Origin of the sequence: Altererythrobacter sp. CAU 1644 (assembly GCF_029623755.1) — a bacterium.
GTDB classification, from domain to species: domain Bacteria; phylum Pseudomonadota; class Alphaproteobacteria; order Sphingomonadales; family Sphingomonadaceae; genus Erythrobacter; species Erythrobacter arenosus.
On the sequence record NZ_CP121106.1, the window covers coordinates 1,737,768 to 1,755,750 of the forward strand.

The 17,983-nt window shown below is 62.6% G+C and carries 21 protein-coding genes; 8 read left to right on the top strand and 13 right to left on the bottom strand.

The window, feature by feature from the left end:
* Nucleotides 1-373: 373 nt before the first annotated feature.
* On the top strand, nt 374-526 hold the full coding sequence (locus P7228_RS08600; RefSeq protein ID WP_278014832.1) for a hypothetical protein: 153 nt from the start codon (nt 374-376) through the stop codon (nt 524-526).
* Here the strand turns inward: P7228_RS08600 and P7228_RS08605 are convergent.
* A complete protein-coding gene (locus P7228_RS08605; RefSeq protein WP_278014833.1) occupies nt 523-1,419 on the bottom strand; it encodes a DMT family transporter in 897 nt (298 codons plus the stop codon). The two genes, P7228_RS08600 and P7228_RS08605, sit on opposite strands and share 4 nt — an antisense overlap.
* A 187-nt stretch (nt 1,420-1,606) precedes the next feature.
* Between P7228_RS08605 and P7228_RS08610 the strand changes: the two genes are divergently transcribed.
* Nucleotides 1,607-2,992, top strand: coding sequence for a L,D-transpeptidase family protein (locus P7228_RS08610; RefSeq protein ID WP_278014834.1), 1,386 nt, complete (start codon nt 1,607-1,609; stop codon nt 2,990-2,992).
* A 39-nt stretch (nt 2,993-3,031) separates the two neighbouring features.
* On the opposite strand, the gene P7228_RS08615 is transcribed toward P7228_RS08610, so the two are convergent.
* From P7228_RS08615 to P7228_RS08630, 4 genes are read right to left on the bottom strand one after another with little or no spacing between them, the layout of a single operon-like run.
* A complete protein-coding gene (locus P7228_RS08615; RefSeq protein WP_278014835.1) occupies nt 3,032-3,667 on the bottom strand; it encodes a murein L,D-transpeptidase catalytic domain-containing protein in 636 nt (211 codons plus the stop codon).
* 43 nt (nt 3,668-3,710) lie between these two features.
* Entirely contained in the window at nt 3,711-5,165 is a 1,455-nt protein-coding gene (locus tag P7228_RS08620) for an NAD(P)-binding protein (protein ID WP_278014836.1), read from the bottom strand.
* Nucleotides 5,166-5,214: 49 nt separating this feature from the next.
* Nucleotides 5,215-6,102 (bottom strand): histone deacetylase family protein, encoded by an 888-nt coding sequence (locus tag P7228_RS08625; RefSeq protein ID WP_278017737.1) that lies wholly within the window; start codon nt 6,100-6,102, stop codon nt 5,215-5,217.
* Between the two features lie 34 nt (nt 6,103-6,136).
* Nucleotides 6,137-7,153: a hypothetical protein gene (locus P7228_RS08630; protein WP_278014837.1), complete on the bottom strand. Its 1,017-nt coding sequence runs from the start codon at nt 7,151-7,153 to the stop codon at nt 6,137-6,139.
* On the opposite strand from P7228_RS08630, the gene P7228_RS08635 reads away from it, so the two are divergent.
* Entirely contained in the window at nt 7,139-7,975 is an 837-nt protein-coding gene (locus P7228_RS08635) for a 2OG-Fe(II) oxygenase (protein WP_278014838.1), read from the top strand. The genes P7228_RS08630 and P7228_RS08635 overlap by 15 nt on opposite strands.
* Before the next feature lie 62 nt (nt 7,976-8,037).
* On the opposite strand, the gene P7228_RS08640 is transcribed toward P7228_RS08635, so the two are convergent.
* Complete coding sequence (locus P7228_RS08640; RefSeq protein ID WP_278014839.1) at nt 8,038-8,316, bottom strand: hypothetical protein; 279 nt, start codon at nt 8,314-8,316, stop codon at nt 8,038-8,040.
* On the bottom strand, nt 8,288-9,421 hold the full coding sequence (ispG, locus tag P7228_RS08645) for a flavodoxin-dependent (E)-4-hydroxy-3-methylbut-2-enyl-diphosphate synthase (protein ID WP_278014840.1): 1,134 nt from the start codon (nt 9,419-9,421) through the stop codon (nt 8,288-8,290). The genes P7228_RS08640 and ispG overlap by 29 nt, the downstream gene beginning before the upstream one ends.
* A gap of 162 nt (nt 9,422-9,583) precedes the next feature.
* Between ispG and P7228_RS08650 the strand changes: the two genes are divergently transcribed.
* Nucleotides 9,584-10,666, top strand: a complete 1,083-nt coding sequence (locus P7228_RS08650) for a S41 family peptidase (protein WP_278014841.1) — start codon at nt 9,584-9,586, stop codon at nt 10,664-10,666.
* A gap of 8 nt (nt 10,667-10,674) precedes the next feature.
* Here the strand turns inward: P7228_RS08650 and P7228_RS08655 are convergent, their stop codons facing one another.
* Genes P7228_RS08655 through P7228_RS08670 form a run of 4 tightly spaced genes read right to left on the bottom strand, consistent with a single transcriptional unit; the run spans nt 10,675 to nt 12,614 of the window.
* Entirely contained in the window at nt 10,675-11,316 is a 642-nt protein-coding gene (locus tag P7228_RS08655; RefSeq protein WP_278014842.1) for a DUF1109 domain-containing protein, read from the bottom strand.
* Nucleotide 11,317: 1 nt separating this feature from the next.
* Entirely contained in the window at nt 11,318-11,848 is a 531-nt protein-coding gene (locus P7228_RS08660; protein ID WP_278014843.1) for a sigma-70 family RNA polymerase sigma factor, read from the bottom strand.
* Entirely contained in the window at nt 11,845-12,303 is a 459-nt protein-coding gene (locus P7228_RS08665) for a DoxX family protein (RefSeq protein ID WP_278014844.1), read from the bottom strand. The genes P7228_RS08660 and P7228_RS08665 overlap by 4 nt, the downstream gene beginning before the upstream one ends.
* 29 nt (nt 12,304-12,332) lie before the next feature.
* Nucleotides 12,333-12,614: a BufA1 family periplasmic bufferin-type metallophore gene (locus P7228_RS08670; RefSeq protein WP_278014845.1), complete on the bottom strand. Its 282-nt coding sequence runs from the start codon at nt 12,612-12,614 to the stop codon at nt 12,333-12,335.
* A gap of 181 nt (nt 12,615-12,795) precedes the next feature.
* On the opposite strand from P7228_RS08670, the gene bufA2 reads away from it, so the two are divergent.
* The 4 genes from bufA2 to P7228_RS08690 all read left to right on the top strand — a co-directional run bounded on the left by bufA2 (nt 12,796) and on the right by P7228_RS08690 (nt 15,755).
* On the top strand, nt 12,796-13,083 hold the full coding sequence (gene bufA2 / locus P7228_RS08675) for a BufA2 family periplasmic bufferin-type metallophore (protein WP_278014846.1): 288 nt from the start codon (nt 12,796-12,798) through the stop codon (nt 13,081-13,083).
* Nucleotides 13,084-13,172: 89 nt separating this feature from the next.
* Nucleotides 13,173-14,012: an MNIO family bufferin maturase gene (gene bufB / locus P7228_RS08680; protein ID WP_278014847.1), complete on the top strand. Its 840-nt coding sequence runs from the start codon at nt 13,173-13,175 to the stop codon at nt 14,010-14,012.
* Nucleotides 14,013-14,038: 26 nt separating this feature from the next.
* On the top strand, nt 14,039-14,791 hold the full coding sequence (locus P7228_RS08685) for an HvfC/BufC N-terminal domain-containing protein (RefSeq protein WP_278014848.1): 753 nt from the start codon (nt 14,039-14,041) through the stop codon (nt 14,789-14,791).
* Between the two features lie 31 nt (nt 14,792-14,822).
* Nucleotides 14,823-15,755, top strand: a complete 933-nt coding sequence (locus P7228_RS08690) for an alpha/beta hydrolase fold domain-containing protein (protein WP_278014849.1) — start codon at nt 14,823-14,825, stop codon at nt 15,753-15,755.
* Between the two features lie 7 nt (nt 15,756-15,762).
* Here P7228_RS08690 and P7228_RS08695 read toward each other — a convergent pair whose 3' ends face one another.
* Nucleotides 15,763-16,728 carry an SDR family NAD(P)-dependent oxidoreductase gene (locus P7228_RS08695; RefSeq protein WP_278014850.1) on the bottom strand — a complete coding sequence of 322 codons (966 nt, stop codon included), beginning with the start codon at nt 16,726-16,728 and terminating at the stop codon, nt 15,763-15,765.
* Between the two features lie 81 nt (nt 16,729-16,809).
* Nucleotides 16,810-17,976, bottom strand: a complete 1,167-nt coding sequence (locus tag P7228_RS08700) for a mechanosensitive ion channel (RefSeq protein ID WP_278014851.1) — start codon at nt 17,974-17,976, stop codon at nt 16,810-16,812.
* Nucleotides 17,977-17,983 lie beyond the last annotated feature (7 nt).

A 17,983-nucleotide genomic window follows, 5' to 3' on the forward strand; every position in this document is an offset into this window, starting at 1 on the left:
AACGTTGAGGGAAGCCGTCTTGGGTGCACCGGAAGGAGCAAGGCAAGAAATCGCCAGTCTGCGCGCAGGCCTAATCGCCGCGTGCATGGTGCTGGTCGGTAGCTTCCTCCTTGCCTTTGCTTTTTCAGGGGGCAGTGCAGGGACTGGTCAGGACGAAACTTCGCAGGCGGAAGTCCGCTAGGACTGAACGCCGGATCCTTCGGGTCGCACCAGAAGGGGACTGGTTGGGGCGCACCGGGCTTCGGATACCACTTGTTCCGCCGACAACCTCGTCCCAGCACCGGAACATCGCAATTCGGAACATCACCCTTGCTTCGCCGTTAATGCAACAAGGAAGGGCGTCGATAACTCCGCCCGGATGAGGATAGACTTGATGACGAATGCTTCGCAGGGCGTGACCCGCCCGATCAACAGCGTGCGCGCCGGCGTGATGGCAGCAGCCCTGGCTGTCGCGGCGTGCTTTGGCGCCGCCATGAGCTTTGCCAATGAGCCGGCCGAAGCGGCCAATACCACCGACCAGAACTAGAGCGCTGACTGTTCCGTTTGCGGGACCACAGGACGCTGACGGGCGGCTATCCAGCAACCCACGACAATCAGCCCCGTCCCCGCTATCGTGCTCAACGTGATTTCTTCGCGGAAGAACAACCACCCGAACAGCGCCGCCCACAGGAACCCGCTGTATTCCATCGGCACCAGCGCCTGGGTCTCAGCCCGCGCATAGGCCCAGGCAATCACGAGCGATCCGCCGAGCGTGAGCAGCGCCGCGATCGTGATATCTCCCAGCACCTCCATTGACGGCAGCGTGAAGAACCACGGTGCAAACACCAGCAACACCGCGCAGGCGACCCCGCTGTGGAAGACGGTTATCTCCACCGGCTTTGCGGCCTGCGCCTGCCACCGGATCACGATGAAGTTGAACGCGTAAAGCAGCGCGGAAAAGGTAATGGCGGCCAGTCCCTTGAGCGTCCCGGAATCGTAATCGGCAGCGCCAATTCGGCCTCCGACGATGATCAAGGTACCGATCAGGCCCAAAACCGATCCGGTGATCGCCTCGCGTCGAATCGTCTCTCCCAGAAGGATCGCCGCCAGATAGAGCGCCATCAGCGGCGCTATGAAGGATATCGCGATCGCCTCGGCAATCGGCAATTCCGTCAGCGCGTAGAAGAAGCTTAAAGCCATGAAACCGGACACCGTGCCGCGCAGGATGTGCAGCTTCATGACCCTGCGTTCCGGCCATTTTGCGCCCGATCCGAGCCAAACCGGCAAGATGATCGCAGTCGCGATGCCCGAGCGCAGGATCGATGCGCTGTAGGCCCCGGCCGCGAGCGCGGCGCCTTTCATATAGGCATCCATCAACGACAGGCACGCGACGCCGAGCATCGCGGCAGCTATGGGCATCAGGAGGTGGTTGCGGCTCATGCGACGCGTCCCATAGCCGCGCGCCGTTGCCGCGTCACCACATTGTGGGCGCAAATCGAGGTAATTCAGCGTCCTGAAAGCCGGGCCGGTTGATAGCGGGAGCCAACAGGCGGTATAGGCCGTTGCACAGGTGGCGGGACCCGCCGAATGGGCCGGAAAGGCCGCGTTGAAGGATAGAAAAGACCTTATGAAACTTCTGGTGGGCAAATTCCTGGCTGGAGCAACGACGCTGACGATCGCAGGCGGCATCGCCTTTGCGGCGCAGGCGCAGGAATCCGCTCCCGAAAATCTCATCCCGGGCGAGCAGAGCCAGTCCGCCGCGCCCAAGAGTTTCGACGCCGCATTCCCCGACATGGTCTCCGAACCGATGGTGCAGGGCGATCTGGTGGCTAAAATCGTCCCGCTGGTGCAGCCTTGGAGCGTCCGCAACGCTCAGTCGCTGGCCGCGGTGATCGACGGGATCGGGGCCGAGGGTCTTGATCCCAAGGATTACGATCTGGCCGCGCTGCGTACGGCGATCGCTTCGGGCCCGTCGCAGGAGCTCGACGAGCTTGCGAGCCGCAGTTTCGGCTGGCTGGTCGAGGATTTGCGCGACGGCCGCACGCCGATGGATGCACGCAAGCAATGGTTTGTGGTGGACCGCGACCGCGATGTCCTGCGCACCGGCGACTTGCTTACGCAGGCGCTCGAAAGCGGCGATATCGCCGGAACCTTGGCGCAGTTGACCCCAGCGCACCCGGACTATGCCCAGCTCAAGGCAGCATTGGCGAAGACGCAGGACCCGGCCAAGCGCAAGCTTATCCGCGCCAACATGGATCGCTGGCGGTGGCTCGAGCGCGACCTTGGCAGCCAGTACCTGATCACCAATGTGCCCGAGTACCAGCTGCGCCTGACGGTCAACGACAAGATCATCAGCACCTACCGCACCATCGTCGGCAAGCCCGGCCGCACCGCGACCCCGCAACTTGCGGAAACGGTCGAGGGGGTGATCTTCAACCCGACCTGGACGGTGCCGCAGTCGATCGTGAAGGGTGAGGGGCTTGGAGCGAAGGTGCTCAATAACCCTGGCTGGGCGAAAGCTGCGGGTTACAAGGCGACCAAGGGCGAGAACGGCTGGATTACCGTGGTGCAGCAGCCCGGCCCCGCCAACTCGCTTGGCCGCATGAAACTCGACATGCCCAACCCGCACGCGATTTTCCTTCACGACACGCCTTCGCGCGGCCTGTTCAACCAGGACGATCGCGCCCTGAGCCACGGCTGCATCCGGACCGAGCGCGCGCTCGAACTCGCGATCACCATGGCGATCCTGGGCAAGGGTGCAACCAAGGAAGAGGCTGTCGAAGTCGCAACCTCGGGCGAGTACACGCGGGTCCCGATCGTCAAGGAAATGCCGGTCTACATCACCTATTTCACCGTCGCGACCGACATCAACGGCAAGCTCGCGACCTTCAAGGATATCTACGGCCGCGATGAGCCGGTGCTGGCGAGCCTCGATCAGCCGCGCGTGTCCAACCGCGCCAATGAGACCGACGAAGAGGTAATAGTGATCGAGGACGATCTCCGCACCAGCTAGGTCGCGGAGATACGACCTTCAGGGGATCGGGCGACAGGTCTATTCTGCGTCGATCTCGCTGTTTTCGCCCCAGCCGAGGCTATCAGCGTAAAGCAGTCGCCCGCCCGAAAGGTTGAGCAAGGCAATGCGGAACTGTTCCTCGCCCATGGCGAAGCATCCGTTCGAGCGGCCAAGGCGGCCCCAGCGCGAAATGTGATCGGGCTCGGCATAGGCTGCGCGGTGCATCACGATAGCGCGGTCGAAGGCGTTGGAATTGGTAGAGTCCAGTCCTCCGAGCCGCACCGAAGTACCGTACCGGCCAACGTACCATTCCCAGCTGATGTAGGCCCCGCGGCTGGTCGCGTTCGACCCTTCAACATTCGAATAGCGATTGAGCCAGCCATCGTGTTCGGGATCGGAACCCGTGCCGTGGCTGACGTGGTAGCTCTGCACTTCCTCGCGGTCGAGATTGACGAAGTGGAATCGCCGCTCAGCCGAATGCAGCCCAAAGTCGGCGATCCCGACGATATCGCGCTTCCAGATCACCTCGCCGGCGCGGTCGAGCTCGCGCTTGGCGAGCTTGAACAGCGCACGATCGCGCTTGGTGCCAGCTTGCGGTGCAGCGAAGACGCGCGCGGGCAGCGCCAGGCCTGCGCCTGCCACCAGTGAACCCTTGAGGAGATCGCGTCTCTTCATACCGGCACAATAATAGCAAAAATCTATCGTTCCCGTGAATAGCCTAAACTTGCGCCTCGTGAATCTGTTTGGCCTGCATTCCAAGACGCGCCAGATGCGGCATATTCTCGGCAATAGCTTCTTGAAATTTCGAGAGAACTGCCAGTTTGGGGCTGTTTTCGGCGACCAGCTTCGCAATCGTCGGGCTGGCAAGATCGAGCCGCGATTTGGTGAGCCAGGCTGAGATTTCGGGGTTCTGAGCCCACGCCCCGCGGTTCATCATGGTCACCATGAAGGCATAAGGGAATGTCGCCGGAGTGTCGGTCAGCGGTCCCGGTTGGGCGAGGGCATTGCGGGTCGCATCGTCGTCGAAATTCGCCTCGAGGAATGCGGCGACAGTCGCGCTGAACGTCACCAGCGGAATATGTAGCGGGCGTAGGGTGATGGTGTCGCCATCGAACACGGGGCGGTCGTTGCGTCGCGCGCGGAACGGCACTGCGGTTGCGGTGCAATCGATGAACAGGGTGTTGTCGGGAAGTTCGACGGCATCCTCGCCGAAAATTAGCTTGCCTCGCTCGATGCTGGTGACGCGCCCCTTGCGGATCACATTCTTGATGCGCCGCAGTATATCGACCTCGCCCTGCGAGATGGTCGCGTAGTGGAACATCTCGGGCTCGCTGTCCTCGTCGATCTTGAGGTAGTAGCCCTGTTCGCCGAGCAAGCGCATCCACTCGTCGCCATTCCCGGCTTTGCTGGCGGCTTCGAGCAGGCCGATCTGCATGTCGATCACGCGCTCGATAAAGTCTTCGCCCGGCTGGGTGTAGACCCGGTTCCACAGCCAGCTTTCGCGAGGTCGAACCCAGCTGATCCGGTCGGGATCGACACCCCCTTCGATCAGCCACACGCCGGTATCCATCGCGGTCTTGCCCGCGCCGAGAATTACGTAGTGGTCGGGCAGGTTATCGGTGCGCTTCCAGAGTTCGGGCAGGTGTCCTGGCGGAACCACCTCCACTCCCCCGGCAACCGCGAAATTGCGGGTGTGGGTCGAAGGCACCGAGGTCTGGTAATAGGTTGCATCGACGATCCGGCGACGGACCTTGACCGTGGTTTCCTCACCCGAAAAGATCGACACGATCCGAGCATCGCCAGCCTCGTTCCTGCCCTTGTACTCGCTTAATCGGTGGTATTCGACGCGCCCGGTCGGCAGCAGCTTGAGGTTCATGACCTTCTCGAAATAGGCGAGCACTTCGGTACCGCTTGCCAGCGCATGTAGCCCCTTGTTGGGGCCGTGCTCGTCGATATGTTCGGTCTGGAATTCGAGCGAGTTGACGCCATAGGTCGCACTAGGCTGGTGCAGGGCGACGAAACCATAGGCGTCGTTCCAGTGCCCGCCGGGCTTGGCATGTTTGTCGACGAAGGTGATGTGGCAATCGGGATCCTCGTCGACCAGCGTATCGGCAAATGCGAGGCCGACGGCTCCTGCACCGACGATGAGGTAATCGGTTTCGAAATCGGCCATGCATGGAGCTCCCGTTTGCTGCAGTGCTGCGACCGCTGCGGTCTCTAGACTAGTTCGCTACCTGGTGCACCCGCGCATTTTCCTGCGCCATGGCGAGCATCGAATTGGCGTGGCGTTGGGCCACCGCGCGCTGGTCCTCCCCGTAACCTCCGCCCAGCGCTGATGCGATCGGCAGGCCGCGTCGGCGCGACTGGGCCACGACGAAGCGATCGCGTGCAGCAAGACCATCATCGCTGAGGGCGAGGCGGCCGAGCCTGTCGTCGCGATGCGGGTCGACACCGGCCTGGTAGAGCACGAGGTCCGGCTCGAAATTTCCGATCACCTCGGGCAGATGGCGGTGGAGCGCTGCCATGTAGCCATCGTCGTCAATGCCATCGGGAAGGCCGACATCGCGGCTCGAGCGGGCTTTGCGAACCGGAAAGTTCTTCTCGGCATGGAACGACAAGGTGAAGATGTCTTCGCGCCCGGCAGTCAGGCTGGCAGTCCCGTCGCCCTGGTGGACGTCGCAATCGACGATCAGCACGCGGCGCGCCGCGCCCTCGGCGATCAGGCGGTTTGCGCAAACGGCAAGGTCGTTAAACACACAATAGCCGGCGCCTGTATCGTGCAGCGCGTGGTGACTCCCGGCAGCGCTGTTGGCGGCATAACCGTGCTTCATTGCCAGCTGGGCCGCGAGCCAGGTTCCGCCATTGGTGTGGCGCACGCGGCTGGCGATATGCGGCGTGACGGGAAAGCCGATCCGACGTTCCTTCTCGCGCGGGACCGCGGCGCGGAACACCTCGTCGACATAGGTGGGGCAGTGCACCGCCTCCAGCCATTTGCGCGGCATCGGCTCAGGGGCATGTTCGGTGAGGGGATGGCCGCTTTCTCTCAAGGCTTCCATCACCAGGAAGTACTTGTCGAACTTGAACGTGCCGCGCTCGGGGCGCGGCGCCATGTAATCGGCGTGATGGACGACGTGGAGCACGTGACTAAGCCTCGCTTGACAGGAGTGGGTGAGATAGAGGCAGTGTCAAGCGAAGTTGGCTCATGATCACTTCGATCCACTGCCCGATCTGCTCGATCTCCTCCTCTGTCACCTTGCTGTTGGCCGCTGCCCTTTGGTCTGCGATCGTTGCCTGGTAGTCCCCGCCTAGCTTTGCGTGTGAACCGAACAACGGCCCATCGACGACAGCGCGAATGCTCTCTGTCGTGGCTGGGATCCCGAAGAAGTTGGCCATGCCCTGTAGGCTCGCTTCCTTCTTCGCGTTGAATTCGTTGGCCTCGAGTGCGCGAAGTCTCGACGGAAACTTCTCAAGCAAGGTCGCGAACTGTCGAATGTGCAACAGCCAGGCAAGGGCGGCTGCCTGCATGTCGGTCAACTCATACATTGCTCGCTCGTCCATGCCGAGCTCGAGCGGGATGATCTGCTGGTTGTGGCGCAATTGTCGACGACCCCAAATTCGACCTTGCAGCCCTTTGCGCGCGACGGAATCGAGGAAGTCTCGCAGCGTTCCATAGAGCAAAACAGCCCGGCTCTGGCCTTCAGCGTCGAGTAGCGCTGGAATAATGCCGTTGGCGAAGTTTGAAGGTTTCACGACAGTGCAGCGGTCGCCTTCGGAAGAGCGACCCAGCAACCGCATCAACTCAGGCAACATAGCCCGAGCACTCGCATTGCCTGCATTCGCTTGGAGATTGTTGACGATCATGGGCTCGCTCAGCCCGGAGATCCCCGTAAGTTGATCCAGCGCCTTCACCATCAGCGTCGAGCGGCAAAAGGCGGTATGAAACACGTAATGTACCGGAGGGGCTTCGATTGCGGTGCCCCTCACATCTGCGCCCGCTACCCAGACCGCCTCGGCGGCAGTCGCAGGTTTATAGTCGGCGAGAAACGTCAGCTGTTCGCGCATATCCTTCGGAATGTGAAGGAACAGCACGCGGTCCTGCGCGGCGTCGTACTGGTGGGGCAGCCAGGCGGGGTCGACGAGGACTTCTTGAGCGGTAGCCATGTCGCCGGATCAAGTGGCAGAAATCGGCGTGCCGGACAAGCGACACGCTGGCGCGGCGCGATCTGCTCTCGTATGGTCTGGCTTGCCATGTTCAAGCTCAATCCAGCCAATGATCCAACGCTGCTATCTGCTGATTACGCCCTCAGGAAGCGTGGGCAGGTCAAGGACTTTTTCGATCCGCAGACTGCAGAGGAAATACATCGTCGGTTGATGGAGGTGGATTGGTGGCTGACCTATAATGAGGGGAGTGAGGTACAGCAGTGGCCACCTCAGGATCTTCGGAACCTGCAACCGCAGCAGGCGGCAGAAATACAGCGCGAGGTCTATCGCGGCGCGCAGAGCGGGTACCAGTTCCTTTATAACTACTACCCTTTGTTCGCGGCGTATTTCTCGCCCAAGATCCCGCCGATGTCGCTGTTCCCAGTCTATGAGTTCATCAACAGCGAACCGTTCCTCGAATTCGCTCGGACCCTGACCGGTCTGGAGAACATTCGCTGGGCTGATGGTCAGGCGACACTCTATCGTGCGACCCATTTTCTGAAGGTTCACACCGACGAGGTGAAGGCGGAGCAGAGGCTCGCTGCCTATGTCTTGAACTTCACGCGCGATTGGGACACCGACTGGGGCGGCTTGCTACAGTTTTGGGATAGGAAGGGGGACATCGAGCAGGCGTTCCGCCCAGCGTTCAACGCGCTCAACATCTTCACCGTACCTCAGCCACACTCGGTAAGCGCGGTGACGCCCTATGCGCCCGGCCTGCGCTTGTCGATCACCGGCTGGCTCAGGGCGGATGAGCCGCCTAAGGCATTTCCGGCACGTTAGCTCGGTGGGATTGCCGACTTGGTCCACTGATTGTGACAGTGGGCCAGGCCAAACCTTTCGTTTCAATCCTCGCCGACCTCGAACTTGCCGACCCGCAGCCGATCGATCCTGGCGTCGCGAATTCGCAACCGTCCGATCGCCATACGGCCGACCGCCAGCGCTCCGATCGCGACCGCGCCCATCGCGAGCGCGCCAAGGGCGAAGGCGCCCGCCGCAATGGCGCCGACCGAGCGAGCTCCCGCCGCGTGTGCCGGTACCGCGCTATCGCTGTCGATCGCAGGCAGCACTTCCTGCTGGGTTTTGGGTTCGACGCTACTCTGCTGCTTCTGCTTGTCCGGCATCGCTCATCTCCGCTTCGATTTGCGCAGCCTTGGCTTCGACCAGCTCGACGATGTGGTCGAGCATGTCGTCCGACTGCACGTGGTGGTCGGTCACGCCGGAGAGATATACCATATGCTTGCCATTGCCGCCGCCCGTGATGCCGATATCGGTCTCGCGGGCCTCGCCCGGGCCGTTGACGACGCAGCCGAGGACAGAGAGGCTCATGGGGGTCTTGATGTGTTCGAGCCGCGCCTCGAGCGCTTCGACCGTGCGGATGACGTCGAAGCCCTGGCGCGAGCAGGACGGGCATGAAACCACGCGAACGCCGCGAGTGCGCAGGCCAAGCGCTTTCAGGATTTCGAAGCCGACCTTCACTTCCTGTTCCGGTTCCGCGCTGAGCGAGACGCGAATGGTGTCGCCGATCCCGGCCCAGAGCAGCGAACCGATGCCGATGGAGGATTTGACCGTCCCGCCGATCAAGCCGCCAGCCTCGGTAATGCCGAGGTGCAACGGGCAGTCCACTGCCTCGGCCAGCCCGTGATAGGCCGCGACCGCGAGGAATACGTCGCTCGCCTTCACCGCGACCTTGTATTCGTGGAAATCGTGATCCTGCAGCAGCTTGATGTGGTCGAGCGCGCTTTCGATCAGCGCTTCGGGGCAGGGCTCGCCGTACTTCTCGAGCAGGTCTTTCTCGAGGCTGCCCGCGTTCACGCCGATGCGGATCGCGCAGCCATTGGCCTTGGCCGCGCGCACGACCTCGGCCACACGCTCCGACGAGCCGATATTCCCGGGGTTGATCCGCAGGCACGCCGCGCCCGCATCTGCCGCCTCAAGCGCGCGCTTGTAGTGGAAATGGATGTCGGCAACGATCGGGACGCGCGCCGCCTTGGTGATCTTCGCAAAGGCCTTGGTCGCTTCTTCTGTCGGGCAGGAGACACGGATGATGTCCGCGCCTGCATCCTCGCAGCGGCGAATCTGATCGATCGTCGCGACCGCATCCTCGGTCGGCGTGTTGGTCATGGTTTGCACGGTGATCGGCGCATCGCCGCCCACGGGGACGTTACCGACCATGATCTGGCGGCTCTTGCGACGCATGATGTCGCGCCAAGGTCTGATGGAAGACATGACCGGGCATATAGTCACGCGCACATGAAGGGGCAATGACATGGGCGACAGCTCTGAACCGCGCGCCGCTTCGACGAACGGCAAACTATCGACTACAAGCGTAATTGTCAGATCGACATCTTGACGGCAAAGTCCTGCGCCATGAACGGAAAAATCAAGCTCATGAGTTACGGCGCCCTGATCGCCGCAGGACTCGCTTCGCAACTGGCATTCGCATCGGAAGATGGATCGACCGATAGTGCGGCCTCCTGCGCGACCGCGGTGGCCAATTCGAGCGAGGCGACCGCTTGCGCATTGGCCAGCGAACTGGAGCGGGGCTTCGTCTATCCCGCAGTCGGCGAGCGATATGCCGCGATGCTCCGCGGGAATGTAGCGAGTGGTGCCTACGCCTCGCTCGGGGGCCGGGAACTGGCGGAGCGCCTGACCAGCGATTTGCAGGCGGTCCAGTCCGACGGCCATTTGCGCGTCAGCGTCGCCGAGGCCGACGCGGAACATCAACCGCGGGCAGGTTCGGGAGAACGCCCGAGCATGGTCGAACAGCCGGGCTGGATCGCGCCAGGAATCGCTTTCGTGCGGTTCAACGGTTTCCCGGGCGACAGCGCTGTCACGGCTGAGGCCGCGAAATTCATGGAGGAGCACAAGGAAGCGGAAGCGATCATCTTCGACATCCGCACCAATGGCGGCGGCGGAATCGACCAGATGGACGTTATCTTCCCCTGGTTGTTCGACAAGCCCACGCGATTGGTGACCATGGCGACACGCCGATCGATCGACGAGGAAATGGGCAGCATGTTCGGCAACCCGACCCTGATCGAATCCGGCTCAACTCCGCAGGAAGTCGTCCGCGAACATTGGATCGCCCCCAACGAGCATGGCGAATTGCGTGACGCCAGGGTCTATGTTCTCACCGGCCCGCGAACGGGTTCAGCGGCAGAGCACTTTGCGCTCGCAATGAAGCATACCGGACGCGCCACGCTGGTGGGGGAGGCGACCTATGGTGCCAACCATTTCGGCGGCGAGAATCTTCTGCCCGGCGGGTTCACGGTTTTCGTACCGGTCGGGCGAACTTACGATCCGGTCACCGGCAAGGACTGGGAAGGCGACGGTGTGGCCCCCGATGTCGAGGTGTCCGTCGAGCAGGCGCTCGAGTGGGTCCTGCGGCAAGAGGGTATCCCGGCCGACGAGGCCAAGACCTTGTCGGACGCGCGGACACCCAAGCGCCCATTGCGCAAGAAAGCCAGCTAATCGGCGCCTTACCAGTTGACCAAGCGTGGGATTGCGAGCCTGCCGATAACGGCGGTGATCGCGACGGGCAGGACATGCCAGATACCCAGGTGCGTCACCGTCGTCAGCGGGCACGAGAGGCCATAGGCAACCCCGCCCAGTGCTCCGGCTGCGAGGCCGGTGAACCAGCCCGCCTTCTCAAGCGAGACGGGGGCACCACGCCGCAGCCAATAGAGCAGCGCACCGCCCGTCACGGTCGAGGCGATGAGCGAGGAGGTGAGGCAGTGGATCGAAACCGGGTCCATTAGCGCGCTCGGACCGTGGCCATGCGGGATGACGCTGATGATCGCGGCGACGGGCAGGATACCGACCATCGCCGCCGCCCAATTGGGCGCATCGTGGCGGGCACCGACGTGCGGCGATGCCATGGCGACGACGGCGCTCGCGCTCGCCAGCCCGAGCAACAGCAGCAGGCCGTTGGTAATCCAGAAGAACGGCTCTGCCTCTCCGCTGAGAATGCCGGCCCATAGCCCCTGGAAGAAGGATACGCCCAGCACGGTGGCCAGCACCGCGAGGGTCACAAGCACCGCTCCGTCCCGGGCGCTAAAACCCCGCACGGGTGCGAGGTCATCGGCGAGTCCAGCGATGAGGTTGTCTCGGTCGCGCTTCATTCTAGTCTGCTTTCTCAATTAGCGCGGACATTCGCTTCAGTCCGCGATGGATATTCACTTTGACGAGGCTTTCGCTCTGCCCCGTTCGTTCGGAGGCTTCGCTGATCGAGAGCCCCTCGATCTTGACGAGTTCGATTACTTCGACCTGCTTGGGCGGGAGATGGACGAACAGCCGCTCGAGGCTGACCCGCGCTTCCACCACGTCTTCGTCGCTGTCCTGGACTCCGTGCCCGTCCTCGAGCAGATCGCTCTCGTGCTTGTAGACCTTGCGCAGATGATCGACCCAGCGATAGCGGGCGATGGCAGCCAGCCACGGCAGGAACGGGCGCGAAATATCGTAGCTCGACCGCTTGTTGTGCAGCGCCAGGAGCACGTCCTGCACCAGATCGTCGAGTTGGGTCGGCGGAACGCGGCGCCGGAAATAGCGCTCCAGCCACATGCCCGCTTCCGACAGCAACACGTTATAGGCGGCCTTGTCGCCTTTTTGCGTCGCAGCCATCAGGCGGGCGAATGTGGCTTCTTCGGCAATCACTGACCGCGCACCTTAGCGATGGCATGGTGGAGCGAGAAGATGCCCGCGCCGCGCGCAATCAGCACCAGTGCCATGGCCACCCACAGGATATGCACGGCCCACCAGGCTTCGGGATAGACGAAGAACTGGATCACCAGCGTCATGCCGAGCAGCGACAGGGCGGAAAACCGGGTCGCCAGTCCCAGCACGAGCAGGATCGGGAATGTATGCTCGGCATAGGTCGCCATTGGCGCGGCAAAATCGGCCGGGATGGGGACACCGGCATACTCGTTCTCGAACAGGAAGTAGGTGGTGTCGCTGATCTCGAGCCAGCTCCCTTCCTCCACCTTGCTGCGGCCCGAGCGCCAGAAGATTCCGGCGAAGGCGACGCGGGTGAAGAGCAGCGCAAGCCCCTCGAACCAGCGGCTGGTCGCGAGCGCGACCAGTCGGTCATAAAGAGATACCAGGCTGCTCATGCGTCACCTCCAGTCCCGAAATGGCTTCCTCAGCGCTTGATCGGCTTGAGCGAACCGTTGCCCTTGGGCGTCTTGGTCGTTTCGCAGCTGCCCTTCTTGACCAGCTTCCAGGCATCGCCCTGGTAGTCGCGGGTCGAAGTGCCGGCGCAGCTGGTGCCGGGGCCTGCGGCGCAATCGTTCTCGCCCGCCTTGGCGACGCCATAGCATTTTTCCATCGGTGCCTTCTGCGCGGCAGCGGGAGTGGCGGTCAGGCCAGCGGTGATGCCGGCAGCGAGGGCGAGGCCGGCCATGTGTGCGATCTTGGTGTTCATTTATTCTCTCCGAAGGGGTCGGTATGTCAGCGTCTCGGCGATGTGCCGGAACTGACTGCGAGTTCGCGCCGGTCCCTGCCAACGTTACAGCCGGCGAAAAATTTTCCTGCCTGTAACCCCGATCCTTCGCGTTCCGAACCAGCCCATGCCCAATCAGGGGCACGAGATTTGGAGAGCAAGAATGAACATCGATTCCCGCAAGGCCACTTTCGCAGCGCTCGCAGGTGCAATCGCGCTGTCTTCGGCAGCAGCCTTTGCCGCCGAAGCCCCCGCCGGAAGCAAGGGCGGCGCGATCAACAGCGACGACAAGGTTCATTGTTATGGCGTTCACAGCTGCAAGGGCCAGGCTGACTGCGCCACCACCGAGAACGCCTGCAAGGGCCAGAACGAATGCAAGGGCCACGGCTTCAAGGCCATGAAGGCTGGCGAATGCCTGACCGCAGGCGGAACGATCGGCGATCTGGGCTGACCCAAACAGATCGCCAAGGTGACCCGGCGTCGGACCCCCTCATCCCCCGTGACGCCGGGTCACCACTCATCTAGAGTGGCCATTACAGCATGAACGCGATTGTCCCCTTCGACGGTTTCGGCCTCGGCTTGCGCCGTACGCACTACGCCGAGTTTCTCGATGGCGAGGTGGCGGTCGATTTCGTCGAGGTCATCAGCGAAAACTACATGGTCGATGGCGGCAAACCGCTCCGCGTGCTTGAAGAGGTGCGCGAGAAACACCCCGTCATCCTGCATGGCGTTTCCATGTCGATCGGTTCCGCCGGCGGCGTCGATGCAGGCTATCTCGACAAGTTGAAACAACTCGAGCGGCGGATCGACCCACTATGGGTCTCCGACCATCTGTGCTGGACCCGCACCAGCGCCCACAACAGCCATGATCTGCTGCCGTTGCCGCTGACGGGTGAGGCACTAGAGGTGGTCTGCGCCAATATCGAACGCGCGCAGGACCATCTCGGTCGCGCGATGCTGTTCGAAAACCCGTCGAGCTATCTGACCTTTCCCGAGGATGAGATGACCGAGTGGGAATTCCTGTCCGAGATGGCCCGGCGCACCGGCTGCTCTCTGCTGCTCGACGTCAACAACATCTACGTCAGCGCTCAGAACCACGGCTTCTCTGCCGAAGATTACGTTGAAGGGCTGCCGCTCGAACGGGTGCGCCAGATCCACCTCGCCGGCCACACTCCCGGCGAGATCATCATCGACACCCACGACCGCGAGGTCTGCGACGAAGTCTGGGCGCTCTATGCCAAGGCGATGGCATTACTGCCGCACGGCGTCGCCACCATGATCGAGCGCGATGACAAGATCCCGCCGCTGCCCGAGCTGTTGGTGGAGCTGGACAACGCGCGCGAACTGGCGCGGAGCGCGCGACCGAGCGTCGCAGCATGAGCCTCGCGGCAAAACAGGCTGCCTTCATGGCTCAGGTACTGGACGAGGACGCCCCGACCGTCCCGGGCTTTGGCGAGCGCCATGAAGCCGGGCTTGCGATCTATCGCAACAATTATCGCGGCGCCCTGGTCGAGGCGCTGCGCAGCACCTACGAGCGAACCGCGCGCTGGGTGGGCGAGGATGCCTTCCGCCAGGCTGCCGCTCATCATCTCATCACGCACCCGCCAACGAGCTGGACGATCGACGAGGCCGGCCGCGGTTTCGATAGCACCTGTGCCGAACTCTTCGCCAAGGATCCCGAAGTCGCGGAACTGGCCTGGCTCGAATGGGCGATGCTCGACGTCTTTACGGGCGAAGACATTGCGCCGCTCGATCCGGAGGGATTTGCCCGATCCACCGCGAGCTTCAACGACGAGGATTGGGCCGGGATGCGGGTATCCTTCCTTCCCGGTGCGGTATCCCGTCAGGTCGGCCATGACCTGCGCAAGCTGTGGACTGCGCTCAAGGATGAGGAGTTCGAGCGGCCGGCGGATTTCTCCGGTGAGGGCAGGGGCGTCATCGTCTGGCGCGAGGGCGAACGACCGACCTTCCTGATGGTCGAGGCCGATGAGGTCCACGCCTTCGAACTGGCGCGCGAAGGCATGCCTTATGGCGAACTGTGCCTTGCACTGGCTGGCGAGGATGCATCGCCTGAAGCCATGCAGGATGCAGCCATGCGGGCTGGGGCCATGCTTGGCCGCTGGCTCAACGAAGGATTGATCGCGCAAGTCTTTGCTTGACGGTCGCGGCGGGTGCAGCGAGCATCGCGGCATGAGCGACATCTTCGAGCTACGCGCGCGCAAGCCCAGCCTCCTCATGCGGCTGCTGACCTGGTTTGTTTCCAAGCAGCCCAAGGTCTTTCCGGACGATCCCGCAGAACTACGTCACCTGTTGGCCACCCGTCCGGCGCCCGAAGACGCACCGATGCCGGACAAGTTCAACACTCGGTTCCAGGTCGAGCGCTGGCAGTGCGAGGGTCACGAATGCGTGACGCTGCATCCGCGGTCCGGGAAAGGCGAAGGGCACATTCTCTATTTCCACGGCGGTGGCTTCATCCTGCCGATCCTCGAGGTGCACTGGCCATTGATTGCGGCGCTGATCGATACCACGGGGGCCAGCGTCTCTGTTCCGCTCTATCCGGTGGTTCCCGAAGCCGATCACTCGGCAGCAGAGGCGATGGCCGATGCGCTCTTCGCCAAGATCTCGCAGGACTGGTCGCCTGAAACCATTACCCTGATGGGCGACAGCGCGGGCGGGAATCTTGCTGCGGCATTGGCGTTGCGGCTGGCCGAGGCAGGCGGACCCCAGGCAGGGAAGCTGGTGCTGTTTGCTCCCTGGCTTGACGTTACCCTGTCAGACGAAGCTGCGCGGGGGATCGAGCCGCACGACATCATGCTGAGGGTCGACGCTTTGCGCGTCATGGGCGAAAAATGGGCAGGTGCCCGCGATCCAAGAGACGCGCTGGTAAGCCCGCTCTACGCCAGCCAGCAGCAGTTCTTGCAGCTGCCGCCGACCGCGATATTCCAGGGGCAGCACGATCTCTTCGTGGTCGATTGCCGCACCTACGCAAAGCGCGCGGCCGAAGCTGGCAAGCCGGTCAGGCTCTACGAATATGCCGGCGCGCCGCATGTCTTCATGGCTCTGCTGCCGACGCGCGAAGCAAAGGATTGCCTCCGGCTAGTGGCCGAATTCATGCGCGGTTGAGCTCCTCCTAGTTGGAGAAGCTTTCGCCGACCAATTCCTCGCTCAGTGCCCACAGATCGTCGGCAGTTTGACGGTCCACCGCGTAGGAGCGCACGCCCGAAGTGCGGCTGACGTCGTCTACCGGCGCGACGTGGCAGTCCTCGCAATAGACCCCGCCGCTTCCCTCAAGCTCGTCGGCGGTGGCAGCCCAGCATGTGGTCGCTGCCCCCTGTTCGACGGTTTTCATGGGTTGAGGCTCTTTCCCGTCGGCTTCGGCCGATTCCCGGATCCTTTGCATCAGTTCGGCAATGTCCTGCTCGCTGAGGTGCCGACCGAGATTGGTCGCGATTCCGCCCGGGTGGACCGCATAGGAATGAATGCCCCGGTCGGCGAAGCGTTGCTCCAGGCCGACGCTGAAGAGGACGTTGGCGGTCTTCGAATGGCCGTAGGATAGCCAGGGCTGGTATTCCCGGTTCTCGAAATTCGGATCGCTGAGGTCGACCGGCGCAATATGGTGGCCACGGCTCGACAGGTTGACGATGCGCTTGTCAGCGCCCTTCTCGACGAGCGGCATGAGGTGCTTGGTGAGCAGGAAATGGCCGAGATGATTGGTCCCGAACTGCACTTCGAACCCGTCTGCCGTATATGTCAGCGGGCAGGCCATGACCCCGGCGTTGTTGATGAGGAGGTCGATCTTGTCGAAGCGCTCGTTCGCTTCCTTGCCGCAGGCGCGCACGCTGTCGAGCGAGGCGAGGTCAACGACAATGGTGTCGACCTGATCGCTTGCCGATCCCGCGCGAATGGCGGCAGCGGCCTGGTCGAGCTTGGCTTGATCGCGCGCTGCGATCACCACATGAGCGCCTTTCGCGGCCATCGCCCGCGCCGTCTCCTGCCCAAGCCCGGAAGCGCCGCCGGTGATGAACACGGTCTTGCCGCTGAGGTCCTTGCCCGCGAGTACTTCGTCCGCAGTGCTGGTTGAACCGAACGCGCTCATCGACTTCTCCTCTCGGGCATGGAAAGGGGCGCGGTAGCATGGCCACCGCGCCCCGTCACTTGGGCAAGTCCCGCGTAAGGATTACGGTCGGGTCTTGCGGTCCAGTTCGTCCAGTTTGCGTGCTGCCCATTCGCGGCCACCAAGGCCGAAGGCGAGCGCGCCAGCCACCGCGATGCCGGCGATGATGATCGTCAGCGCATTGGCCGGGATCATTCCGCCGATGCCGGTGAACTGCAGGCCCATGAAAACGAACAGGACGATGGTCGCCCATTTCACGATCATGGCTGCGGTTCCTTCCCCGCTCTCACCGCCGATCAGGCGCGCGAGCAGGTTGGCAATCAGGAAGCCGAAGGCGATCACCACTGCGCCGAATATCACCCGGCCGCCAAGTTCGAGCAGCTGGTCGAGGATCCGGGTCAGTTCAGGAAAGCCCAGCAGCCTCGTCGCGGCAATGGCGAAAAACAGCACGATGGCGACCTGCACCACGCGGGCAATGATGCCCGAAGCTGTCGTTCCTTCGGAAACCAGCCCGCTTTCGGCAAGGGCCCTGTCGACGCCCAGCCCGGGCAGGATTTCCTTGATGATCTGCACCGCGAACTTGCTGATGAGATAGCCGATGCCGAGCAGGATCGCCGCGGCGATAATGTTCGGAATGGCGTTGAATATCATCCGCAGCATGTCGCTGGCCGGTTCGGAAATCGACTCGATCCCCAGCTGCTCCAGCGCGGCAATGGCGACCGGTATAGCGATCAGGACATAGACGATCGTGCCGATGGTCTTGCTGATGGCGCTGTTTCCGGTGACGTTGTCGACGCCGCCGCGATTGGCCCATTTGTCGAAATCGACCGTTTCCAGCGCGGTCACCACGATATCGCGGACGATCCGCGCCACCATCATGCCGATGAAGAAAATCAGACCGGCCCACAGCAGGTTGGGCACGAACGAAACCACATTCTGCAGCAGGCTTTCGATCGGACCATCCACACCCCCGAGCTCGAGGATGTTGAGGACCACCAGCAGGCCGAACAGCCAGATCAGCAGCGAAACGATCTTGCCCAGCGACTCTCCCAGCGAAGTGCCGCTGCCCGTGCCGCGTTTGAAGAAATCGACATTGTCGACCAGTTTGGCGAAGGCCCATTTTGCGGCCCGTGCCAGTGCCCAGGTGACCAGCAGCGCGACGAGTGCGAGGCCGATCTTCTCGGCCAGTTGCACAGCCACTTCCTGGTCGAAGCGGTATTTCCAATCCATTGGCTCT